The organism is Flavobacterium sp. KH_001, from assembly GCF_057840745.1.
This window is the reverse complement of record NZ_CM174520.1, coordinates 1,631,647-1,643,542: the sequence shown is the minus strand read 5'-3', so window position 1 is coordinate 1,643,542 and position 11,896 is coordinate 1,631,647. Positions and strand designations below refer to the sequence as shown.

Sequence of the window (11,896 nt, the reverse complement as noted above, 5' to 3'; positions counted from 1 at the left end):
AATAATTTAGTTTAACCACAATAAATTACGGCATTTTAAAGATAAATTAACGATAAAGAAAGCCAAGCATTGGCTTGGCTTTCTAAAAAATATTAATCTCTTTCGTACTTACAACATGTATGTAAATTATCGTAATCTGTCTGGGTTGCTTTTACTTCTTTGGTATCGTGACCTACTTTTGCAATTGCTTTATTTAAATCCTCAGGAGAACTCTTCTCTTCATTCAAAATAACCGTTAACTGATGCGAACTAATATCCCAGCTGGCCGTCTTTACTCCAGGCACACTAAACGCCGCTTTTTCAATACGCTTTTTACATTGCTCGCAGTTTCCATTAACTTCAGTTGTATATTTTAAATTCTTGTTCTTTTTAGTTTGAGCCTGAGCCGAAAACCCTAAAAAAGTGATCATTGCCATTAAAATTAAATTCTTCATTTTATTAATTATTTAAAGTTATTGTTATTGTATTTATTTTATTTTGAAGCGCAATCCCGCATAATACATTTGTCCAAAAATTGGGGCGTAAGCTATAGATGCATCAAAATTTGGTCCAAATGGATTTTCGGCACCTAAAATTGCTTTCTCCTGTTTATAATTGCCAATATTTTCTCCACCAATATAGACTTCAAAAACTGGCGAAAAAACTCTTGTAACCTGAACATTCATCACGGCGTATGAAGGTGAAAATTCAGGAAATTGGTCTTCAACAGGATTCGATGCTGTATATGGCAATTGTTGTTCTCCTGACCAATTAAAAGTATAATCAAACTTCCATTGTTTATTGTCATTCATTGGAGTCTCATATTCTAAATTTCCTAAAAAACGATGTTTGGCCTGAAGCGGACGCTGAAAAGTTCCTTTCAAATAATCTGTTTGTATATCATAATATTTGTAGGCGGTTCTTAAATTCAGATTATGAATTAACTCGTAATTGAATTCCACTTGAAAACTATTGGCAAAAGAACTTCCCTTTAAATTATAAAACAAAACATCCTGTGGACTTTGCATTAAATCAACAACGGCCTGATTTTGGAAATCGGTTCTGTAAAAATCAAAACCAGCTTCGGCATTTTTATTGAAAAGTTTAAATTTCTGCGAAAAACTAACGCCGTAATTCCAGGCAATTTCAGGATTCAAACCATAGATTTTTCCATTACTATCTAATATTGAAAACGTTCTGGAACTTGCAAACAACTGTTGATTCTCGGCAAAAATATTAGCGGAACGCTTTCCTCTTCCGGCAGAAAAACGAATCACCCCATTCTCCCAGGGATTATAACGCATGTGCAAACGAGTCGTTACAAAAAATCCCAATCTATTATGGTTATCTACTCTCCCTCCTAATATCAAACTAAAATTATCTGTATTATCATAGGTATACTCAAAGAATGCACCTACCGAATTATCAATTCGGCTATAATCTGTCACGTTCACAAATTCCTGATACTGATCGTAGGTAAAATTTAAACCTGTCGAGAATTTATGTTTCGTATTATTTATAATCGAATTGAAAATTAAATTTGAATAAAAGCTATTCTGCTTAATATCATACAGATTCAAACCAAAATAAGAATTTTGATTATGACTGTTAAAAGCATTTTGAAAACCAATACTCTGGTAAGGCATATCTTTAAAAACATAACCAATTTTAGTCGACACATCAAAACGATCTGTATTGATTTCTGATCCCCAATGATTCGTGGTCCCGCGATCTCTGTCTTTGTCAAAATCAACTTCACCGGTTTGTTTTTTATCATTCATAAATCTGAAATTGATAAAACTCACCAACCCGCTTTCAGGATTGTAATACTGATATCGGTTTAAAACATTGATTTGTTTCCCTAACGGATTATCCAGGAATCCATCATCATTCATATCGTTTTTGGCCACACGGGTATTGCCATGAACAAATAAACTTGTGGCCCATTTATCAGATATTTTTTTGTTGAAATGTGTGTTCAATTCAAAACGGGCATCCGTAGATCCGTAAGCATTTAAGAAAAACGTTATATCGCTCAACGGTTTTAAAAGTTCAGTATTTATTTGGCCCGAAATACTTTCATAACCGTTTATAACACTCCCCGCTCCTTTTGTAATCTGAACACTTTCGATCCAGGTTCCTGGCGTAAATGAGAGTCCATATGCCTGAGAAGCACCACGAACTGAAGGAATGTTTTCTTCCGTAATCATTAAATACGGACTCGTTAAACCAAGCATTTTTATTTGTTTGGTTCCTGTCAGAGCATCAGAAAAATTAACATCGATTGATGGGTTTGTCTCAAAACTTTCAGCCAGATTACAGCAAGCTGCTTTTAACAATTCTTTACTTGTAATTACGGTTGTATTGGATGTAAGTGTATAGGATTTTTTTATTCCCTTTTGCTTTTTAGTAACTTTTACTTCCTGCAAATCTTCTTGTGAAAAAACAGATACTGAAAGCAAAATCATACCAAACAGCATGATATTTTTTTGCATAAAAAATGATTTTAATAATAATTAGAAAACTGTTTTTTCAAAGTTTATCTTCAAATAGAAAACTAAAACAGCACACCTCAAGCCACAAAAAGACTTGATTCTAAAACATTAAAATCAGGAGTAAAAAATATATTGATTGTATAATTTGAATAAGGGGGGTGCATTCGCATCAGAATAATACGAAATGATTTGATTGTTCTTAAAATTCGGAATTGATAAAAACACAATGGGTTTATATTCCTGAATTACTGCCGGAAAGGCAATTTGAAAAAAGAATATTTTAAAAGTAGCATTATCCGATTTCTTTTCGATATGAACTACTTTGTCTTTACAACAAGATGATTTTTTCTCAGTTGACCCACAACAGCTTTTTTCAGGAGCAGCCGCAGCTGATGTATTTAACGAAACAGAAGCAATTTCTCCTCCGCAATAATGCACATCAAAAGCAAACCCAATGTTGGAAACCAACAATAGGAAAGCTAAAAATAATCCTGTGCACTTTTTTAAGTTCATATTGCAAAACTATTTAAAAAACGGCAGAAAAGATTTAATGAAATGTTATTTTTTAAAATTTAGTTGCTGATAATAGAATGCAGGAATGAAAAGCAAAACAAATATAGGCTGAATAATAAATCTTCGTACATAAAAAAGCAGCCAGTTTGCTTCAGGAAAATAATTCAAAAGTACAAAGGTGAACACGAAGAGTATTACCATAAAAAACACATAGAGAAAAGTACTGAACCTCAAAATCTCTTTATCACGAAACAGGGTATAGATAAGAATCAATGATAAAACAGTATTTAAAAAATATCGCAGAAAGAGTCCACAGAAAAGTTTAAAAACTTCAACTTGAGGAATTGGTGAAGTCTTATAATTCATCTCAAAGTATTCTAGAAACGGATCATAAAATAATTCCCTTTCAAACGTTCTGATTAATCCAAAACATAGCACTACAAATATTGTGATTAGAATTTTAACCTTGTACTTCATTAAGTTACTTTGCATATTTTGAAAATTTATTAACCCAAAATACCCATAAGGTAAAAACCAATCCGTAAATAATTAACGGAAATAAAACGCCGTGCAAAATATGCACATTTTCAGGGAAATGGAATAATAAAACGGTCAAAACAGCAATCCGAATCAGATTTAAAAGATATATTAAAACACTACCTGTTATTATAAAAAGTACGGTCGTTTTCAATTTTCCGGAAAAAGCAATAATAAATGAGGCGAACAAAATAATAACACTTATTGCATTGCAGCCTTCTACAATTCTAATGGTATATTTTCTATTATACCAAACTTCAAAATAGGGATGGAATAAGTTTTTTTGAATACTTATATCACCGTTAAACAACAGCATTAGCTGCTCAACATTATGACTAACAATAGCAGTTAATCCATCAACATCATTAGCCACGAAACTATTTAAATAAAACTTATAAAGTAAAGTCAATACAATATAAGCCGAAAAGAAGGTACCTATAAAAACAAGAAAAGGCTTAAATTGTATTAAATATTTTTTCAAGAGATTTTTTTTTCAAATTTATGTATTTTTTGAGACTAGCTTTAAATACTTTTGTATAAAAATTTTTATATCATGACATTTCAGGATTTACAACCAAAAATAAGCGCTATTGTTACTGATAACAACGCAGAAAGAGACGAAAAATTATTGGCAATATGTCAGTTATTAAACGAAAATATAGAATACTATAACTGGGTTGGTTTTTATTTTGCGAATCACGAAAACAAAACCTTACACTTAGGTCCTTATGTTGGAGCAGAAACTGACCATACTGTAATACCTTTTGGAAAAGGCATTTGCGGACAAGTTGCAGAAAGCAATGCTAATTTTGTTGTTCCGGACGTAGCAGCTCAGGACAATTACATCGCTTGCAGCTTTACAGTAAAATCTGAAATTGTGGTCCCTTTATTTGTAAATGGAGTAAATATTGGTCAGATTGATATTGACAGCCATGTAATAGATCCGTTTACTGAAGCTGATGAAAGATTTTTGGAATTTGTAAATCAAGAGGTTGCCAAATTGTACTAAAAATAATACATTTGCATACCTTGACTTAACAGATTTATGAAACCGTTTTTACGTACACTATTTTTTCTTTTACTTTCAACTAAATTATTCGCGCAATCTCTTTCAGAAAGCAAAGTAACTTTTCTTGATTCCTGCTGGGCGGAAGGCTCCGCTGAAAACTACAAGTACATTAGAATTGTTGAAGATTATTACACAGATAAGAAATCATATCTCTACAAAGAATACTACAAATCCAAAGTATTAAAATCTATTGGAACAACTTTAGACAGAGATATTATTAAAAAAGACGGCCAATTTATTTCTTATTATGAAAATGGCAACAAACAGTCAAATGTAAATTTTGCGAAGACAAAAAAATCAGGAAAAGAATTCAACTGGTATGAAAACGGAAATATAAAATCTGAAATTGAATATTTTGAAAACAAAAATGGAGATATTGAATACAAAATCAATAACTTCTGGAATTCCAAAAAAGAACAAACAATTGCAGACGGAAACGGAGATTATGCTGATACAGAAGAATTTTCAGAAGAAAGCGGAAAAGTAAAAAATGGCTTTCCAGATGGTATCTGGAAAGGAAAAAATCTAAAAACGAAATCCACTTTCACTGAAAACTATGAAAATGGAAAATTAGTTTCGGGAGTTACAATAGATTCTTTAAGTATTGAGCATCCTTATACGGTAAAAAATCAACCTCCAAGCCCAAAAAAAGGTATTAATTCCTTTTATAGCTATATTGGAAAATCAATGTATATTCCTATTGAGGCCAGAAACAAAGTTTACGGAAAGATGTACTTAACTTTTATAGTGGACAAAGAAGGGAATTTGGTTGAGCCAAAAATAATAAAAGGACTTGGCTATGGTTTGGACGAAAGTGCCATTAGCGTAATTAAGGGTGCAAAAAAATGGATTCCGGGAACGATTAGAGGTGTCCCAGTACGAGTTTTATATTCGCTTCCTATAACAATTGCCAAAAAAGGGTACTAAAAAATTTATTTTTCGAAAAAAAAGTATTATTTTTGCACCCGTCTTACAAAGGATGTACGACATACATAAAAATCATTAAATAATATTGGAATGTATTTAACTAAAGAAAAGAAAGAAGAGATTTTCGCTCAACACGGTGCTGCAACAAACACTGGAAGCGCAGAAGGTCAGATTGCATTGTTCACTTACAGAATTTCACACTTAACTGAGCACTTGAAAAAAAATCGTCACGATTACAACACTGAGCGTTCACTTGTACTATTAGTAGGTAAAAGAAGAGCTTTGTTGGATTACTTGAAAAAGAAAGAGATCAACAGATATCGTGAGATTATCAAAGTATTGAATATCAGAAAATAATCAATATAGAAAAGAGGTGCGAGAGTGCCTCTTTTTGTTTTTACATTACAAGCATTTTAAGAAAAAAAGTTTGGTTTTTCATTGGGTTTTAGAAACAACAACTACACACACAACAACTACAACACAACTAAAACCCATTGTATAACCAATAAGAAAAAATTATGATTCCACAATTATTTGTAGAAAAGATCGATTTAGGTGATGGCAGAAGCATCACAATCGAGACGGGTCGTTTAGCTAAACAAGCAGACGGTTCGGTAGTAGTAAGAATGGGCGACACAATGATACTTGCAACAGCAGTTTCAGCTCGCACTTCTAACCCAGCGGTTGACTTTTTACCATTAACGGTAGATTACCGCGAAAAATTTGCAGCAGCAGGTCGTTTCCCAGGAGGTTTCTTTAAAAGAGAAGCACGTCCTAGTGATAGCGAAGTATTAACAATGCGATTAGTTGACCGTGTTTTACGTCCACTTTTCCCAGACGATTACCATGCTGAAACACAAGTTATGATTCAATTAATGTCTCATGACGAAGAAGTAATGCCAGATGCTTTAGCTGGTTTAGCTGCATCTGCAGCATTAGCAGTTTCAGATATTCCTTTTTATAACTTAATTTCAGAAGTACGTGTTGCACGTATTGACGGAAAATTTGTAATCAACCCTAGCAGAGTAGAATTAGAAAAATCTGACATCGATATGATGATTGGTGCTTCTATGGATTCTGTTGCAATGGTTGAAGGTGAGATGAAAGAAATTTCAGAAGCTGAAATGGTTGAAGCAATTAAATTTGCTCACGAAGCTATTAAAGTACAAATTCAGGCACAATTGCGTTTACAAGCTGCTTTTGGTAAAAAAGAAATTCGTACTTACGAAGGTGAGAAAGAAAACGAAGAAATCTATAAAAAAGTAAAAGCTGCAGCATACGATAAAATTTATGCTATTGCAAAAGTTGGTTCAGCTAAACACGAAAGAGGAGCTGCATTTGCTGAAGTAAAAGAAGAAGTAAAAGCTTTATTTACTGAAGAAGAATTGGCTGCTGATGGAGATTTAGTTTCTAAATATTTCTACAAAACAAACAAAGAAGCTGTTCGTAATGTAGTATTAGAATTAGGTGTTCGTTTGGACGGTAGAAAAACTACAGATATCAGACCAATCTGGTGTGAAACTGATTATTTACCAAGAGTTCACGGATCTTCTTTATTTACACGTGGAGAAACTCAGGCATTGGCTACAGTAACTTTAGGTACATCAAGAGAAGCTAACCAAATTGATTCTCCATCTGAACAAGGTGAAGAGAAATTCTACTTACACTATAACTTCCCTCCTTTCTCTACTGGTGAAGCAAAACCACTAAGAGGAACTTCAAGAAGAGAAGTTGGTCACGGAAACTTAGCTCAAAGAGCTTTAAAAAATATGATTCCTGCAGATTGTCCTTATACAATTCGTATTGTTTCTGAAGTTTTAGAATCTAATGGTTCTTCTTCTATGGCAACAGTTTGTGCCGGAACAATGGCTTTGATGGATGCTGGAGTTCAAATGGTGAAACCAGTTTCTGGAATTGCTATGGGATTAATTACTGATGGTGAGAAATTTGCTGTACTATCTGATATTTTAGGTGATGAAGATCACTTAGGAGATATGGACTTTAAAGTAACTGGAACTGCTGACGGTATTACAGCTTGTCAAATGGACATCAAAATTGATGGTTTACGTTACGACATTATGGAGCAGGCTTTAGGGCAGGCACGTGAAGGGCGTTTACACATCTTAGGAAAATTAACTGAGACTATCGCTGCTCCAAGAGCTGACGTAAAAGCTCATGCACCAAAAATCATTACCAGAACTATTCCTGGAAACTTTATTGGAGCGTTAATTGGACCTGGCGGAAAAGTAATTCAGGAATTACAAAAAGCTACAGGAACCACTATTGTAATCAACGAAGTTGATGAACAAGGTGTTATTGAAATCTTAGGTACAGATCCTGCCGGAATTGAAGCAGTATTGGCTAAAATTAAGTCAATCACTTTTAAACCACAAATGGGAGAAGCTTACGAAGTGAAAGTAATCAAAATGTTAGATTTTGGAGCTGTAGTTGAATATACTGCTGCACCTGGAAATGAGGTTTTATTGCACGTATCTGAATTAGCTTGGGAACGCACCGAAAACGTTACAGATGTAGTGAACATGGGTGATGTTTTTGAAGTGAAATATCTAGGTGTTGATCCTAAGACAAAGAAAGAAAAAGTGTCAAGAAAAGCGCTTTTACAAAGACCTCCACGTGAGGAGAAAAAAGAGTAATCAGATCTTAGTTTACTAAAGGTTTATTCATAGAAAACCCCAATTCATTTATTTGAATTGGGGTTTTTCGTTTAAAAGAATAAATATTTTATTACAATTTAACATTTCACACTATACTTTGTTATATTTTTTTTAATACTTTTGGAATCGCCAAAACAAATTACTAAAACCGTACAATCCTTTGAAAAATTATCAAAAAAAGTTAACAATCCTAATATTCTTTGGATTATTACTAAACATTTGCTCAATACACAGTCAAACCAGCAAAGAAATAGAAGTATTTAATTTGTATGACAAAACTGTAGGAAAAGAAAATCTGGACATTAATAATGGAGTATTATATACCGACCCCTTCAGAGGCTCGGACGGCCATATATATTATATTGATGATAAATTTGAAAAAGGCTCATTGTCTTACGAAGGCCAGACCTACTATGAAACGGCCCTTAAATACGACATATATCGAGATATTTTGATTTTGAATCCACATGGAACTTCTGATTTACTAGGAATAAGCCTTATCAAAGAAAAAGTCCAGTCTTTTACAATTTATAATCAAAAATTCGTAAACCTAAACAAGGAGCAATTTAATTTACCCAATTTCACCTCGGGTTATTATGAAGTTGCAGAAAATAGCAATGACTTTGTTTTTTATATAAAGTACAGCAAATTAATGCAGAAAAAAGTTAGGGAAGACGGAATTTATTACCAGTTCAAACCTAGCAGCACGTATTACTTATCATATCAAAAAAACTTATACAAAGTAGATACAAAAGGCGAAATACTAAAAATATTTCCAGATCTAAAAAAACAAATTAATGAGTTTTATTTAATGAATAGAGATATTAGAAAATCTGATCCTAATCAATTCATGAAAAATCTGATGAAATATATTAATAACTCTCTTTCAAATCAAAATAAATAAGACTAATGAAAAAAATTATACTCGCCTTAATTATTTTACTGTCATTTAATTTTTCATTCGCCCAGGATTCAAATGAAAAACTAACTATAACTTTTAAAGATCAAAATTTAGTAACAGCACTAAAAACAATTGAATCCTCCACATCTTATAAATTTTACTTTGATCCAACTTGGGTTGAATCAAACAAAATTTTAATTTCCGAAAATTTCAACAATGCAACAATTGATGAAATATTAAATAAACTTTTAGCCAAAACAGATTTAAATTATGTTGTCTTAAAAAACAAAGTAATCTTAACTCTAAACAATACCATTCACGAAAAGTTACCGGGTAACTTTTTTGCAGATGCACCTCCCGAAACTGTAAATGATCAAAACGGTGATTCAGAAAATCCAATTTTTTACAAACAATTAGATACTTTAAATAACTATAGTGTAACAAAAAAATCGGCAGTCGTTTTTATAGGAAAAGAAAACAAGGACATCACGAAAAAGAATTTCACACTGACAGGTACTATTAAAAATGAAGAAACTGGTAAGCCTGAGCCAAACATCTTTTTAAAAGTAAAAAACAAAAACATAAGCACTTCTACTGATTTAGATGGACATTACAGCTTACAATTACCTAGAGGAGTAAACGTTGTTGAAATAAAATCTTTAAGCCACAAAGAAATTACAAAAACGGTTATTGTATATGATAACGGTAATTTAGACATCGATATCAATGAGAAATCAAATCAACTGGATGAAGTTGTAATTAAGAAAAAAGGACAAAAAACTACAGAAACCGTTATATCAGGATTGGTCTCCATTGACATTGAAGGAATGAAAAATGTTCCATTAATTCTTGGAGAAAGAGATATACTAAAGGTCGCAACCACATTTCCTGGTATTAAAACCACTGGAGAAGGATCTGCGGGCTTTAACGTAAGAGGTGGTAAAGAAGATCAAAACTTAATTCTTCTTGACAATGCAGTCCTATATAACCCACAGCACTTTTTAGGTTTTTTCTCTGCAATAAACCCTTATACAGCAAAAAAGGCAGATATTTACAAAGGAAGCATTCCGGCTGATTTTGGAGGAAGACTTTCTTCTGTATTTGACATTACGACAAAAAATGGAAATCCAGAAAAATTTTCTGGAGAAGGTGCTATAGGACCTGTTACATCAAACTTAAGTTTTGGCCTTCCAATACAAAAAAATAAATCAAGCATTCTTTTTGGTGCCAGAGCAACTTACTCAGACTGGATATTAAAAACTTTAGACGACGAAAACCTTAAAAACAGCCAGGCTGGTTTTTATGACGGAATTCTGAAATACAACAATGCTATCAATAAAAACAATAATTTAGAAGCTACATTATATTATAGCCATGATCGTTTTAGCGTTAGTTCAGACTCTATTTACAAATACAGCAATAGGTTAGCTTCTGTAAAATGGGATCATACATTTAGTAAGAGACATAAATCTGCTCTTCTTTTTACAAACAGCGAATACAAATTCAACATTGATTATGATACTGACGATATCAATTCATTTGATTTTGGCTATAAGATTAACGAATCGCAATTGCAATTAAAATTCAATTATGCTTTTAATGAAAAACATAATTTTTCATACGGAATTGCAAGCAAATTATATAACATCTCTCCAGGATACCAGCATCCGACCAATCCAAACGCTACATTAGTCCCTACTGATATAGCAAAAGAAAAGGCACTGGAATCTGCTGTTTATTTTGGTGACAATTATAAATTAAGTGAAAAATTACTTGTTGATTTAGGTCTTCGATATTCTTTTTATGCTTCATTAGGAGAATCTGATGTGAATTTTTATCAGGAAGGATTACCTTTGAATGACGCAACAGTAATTAGAACAGAACATTACGGCAACAATGAGGTTGTAAAAACATACGGAGGATTTGAACCTCGTTTAGCTGCGAGATATTTCTTTGCCGAAGATTTTTCTATAAAAGCAAGTTATGACATGACAAGACAATACATCCATCTTTTGTCTAGTAACGTTACACAATCGCCAACTGATACCTGGAAATTATCAGATGCAAATGTAAAACCTCAAAGTGCACAACAAGTTTCATTAGGGTTATACAAAAATCTTAAAGATGAAGAATACGAATTAAGCTTGGAAGGTTATTACAAAAGATCTAAAAACATTCTCGATTATAAAGTTGGAGCACAATTATTATTAAATGAAAATGTAGAAACTGAACTTTTACAAGGCGAAGGAAAAGCCTATGGAATTGAGTTCTTAGTTAAGAAACAAGTAGGAAAATTAAACGGATGGATTGGATACACATATTCAAGATCTCTTATAAAATTAGATAGTCAGTTTAACGAAGAAAAGGTAAACGGAGGTAAATACTTTGCATCAAATTTTGACAAACCGCATGACTTTAGTGCCGTATTAAATTATAAATTTACAAAAAGATATAGTTTCTCTACCAACTTTTTATACCAGACCGGAAGGCCAATCACATTCCCTATTGGTACATATAATTATGGAGGAGCAGAGTACACTCTTTATAGCGATAGAAATAAATACAGAATTCCAGATTATATTCGTTTAGACATCGGAATTAACATTGAAGGAAACCATAAGATAAAAAAATTAGCTCATAGTTTCTGGAATATATCTGTTTTCAATGTATTAGGCCGCAACAACCCGTATTCTATTTATTTTGTAACAGATCCTAGCGGTAAAGTGAAAGGATATAAAACATCTATTTTTTCTATTCCTGTTCCTAGTATTACTTATAACTTTAAATTTTAATATCCCAA

11 protein-coding genes are annotated in these 11,896 nt (G+C 32.5%); 6 read left to right on the top strand and 5 right to left on the bottom strand.

The window, feature by feature from the left end; all coding sequences use genetic code 11:
- Nucleotides 1-92: 92 nt before the first annotated feature.
- From AC3ITQ_RS07245 to xrtF, 5 genes are all read right to left on the bottom strand, one after another.
- On the bottom strand, nucleotides 93-434 hold the full coding sequence (locus AC3ITQ_RS07245) for a heavy-metal-associated domain-containing protein (protein ID WP_489237667.1): 342 nt from the start codon (nucleotides 432-434) through the stop codon (nucleotides 93-95).
- 33 nt (nucleotides 435-467) lie between these two features.
- Nucleotides 468-2,474: a TonB-dependent receptor plug domain-containing protein gene (locus AC3ITQ_RS07240; RefSeq protein WP_489237665.1), complete on the bottom strand. Its 2,007-nt coding sequence runs from the start codon at nucleotides 2,472-2,474 to the stop codon at nucleotides 468-470.
- Between the two features lie 114 nt (nucleotides 2,475-2,588).
- Nucleotides 2,589-2,987 (bottom strand): HYC_CC_PP family protein, encoded by a 399-nt coding sequence (locus tag AC3ITQ_RS07235; protein WP_489237663.1) that lies wholly within the window; start codon nucleotides 2,985-2,987, stop codon nucleotides 2,589-2,591.
- Between the two features lie 45 nt (nucleotides 2,988-3,032).
- A complete protein-coding gene (locus AC3ITQ_RS07230; protein ID WP_489237661.1) occupies nucleotides 3,033-3,479 on the bottom strand; it encodes an exosortase F system-associated membrane protein in 447 nt (148 codons plus the stop codon).
- Entirely contained in the window at nucleotides 3,469-4,005 is a 537-nt protein-coding gene (gene xrtF, locus AC3ITQ_RS07225) for an exosortase family protein XrtF (RefSeq protein WP_489237659.1), read from the bottom strand. The genes AC3ITQ_RS07230 and xrtF overlap by 11 nt, the downstream gene beginning before the upstream one ends.
- Nucleotides 4,006-4,077: 72 nt before the next feature.
- Here xrtF and AC3ITQ_RS07220 point away from each other — a divergent pair, with 72 nt between their 5' ends.
- From AC3ITQ_RS07220 to AC3ITQ_RS07195, 6 genes are all read left to right on the top strand, one after another.
- The gene (locus AC3ITQ_RS07220; protein WP_072970372.1) at nucleotides 4,078-4,533 is read left to right on the top strand and encodes a GAF domain-containing protein; all 456 of its coding nucleotides are present in this window, start codon (nucleotides 4,078-4,080) and stop codon (nucleotides 4,531-4,533) included.
- A gap of 36 nt (nucleotides 4,534-4,569) precedes the next feature.
- Complete coding sequence (locus AC3ITQ_RS07215) at nucleotides 4,570-5,520, top strand: energy transducer TonB (protein WP_489237657.1); 951 nt, start codon at nucleotides 4,570-4,572, stop codon at nucleotides 5,518-5,520.
- Nucleotides 5,521-5,610: 90 nt separating this feature from the next.
- Nucleotides 5,611-5,877, top strand: a complete 267-nt coding sequence (gene rpsO, locus AC3ITQ_RS07210) for a 30S ribosomal protein S15 (RefSeq protein ID WP_026983900.1) — start codon at nucleotides 5,611-5,613, stop codon at nucleotides 5,875-5,877.
- Between the two features lie 161 nt (nucleotides 5,878-6,038).
- The gene (locus AC3ITQ_RS07205) at nucleotides 6,039-8,174 is read left to right on the top strand and encodes a polyribonucleotide nucleotidyltransferase (protein ID WP_194658158.1); all 2,136 of its coding nucleotides are present in this window, start codon (nucleotides 6,039-6,041) and stop codon (nucleotides 8,172-8,174) included.
- 181 nt (nucleotides 8,175-8,355) lie between these two features.
- Nucleotides 8,356-9,099, top strand: coding sequence for a hypothetical protein (locus tag AC3ITQ_RS07200; protein ID WP_489237655.1), 744 nt, complete (start codon nucleotides 8,356-8,358; stop codon nucleotides 9,097-9,099).
- A gap of 5 nt (nucleotides 9,100-9,104) precedes the next feature.
- Nucleotides 9,105-11,888: a TonB-dependent receptor gene (locus tag AC3ITQ_RS07195; RefSeq protein ID WP_489237653.1), complete on the top strand. Its 2,784-nt coding sequence runs from the start codon at nucleotides 9,105-9,107 to the stop codon at nucleotides 11,886-11,888.
- Nucleotides 11,889-11,896: the final 8 nt, after the last annotated feature.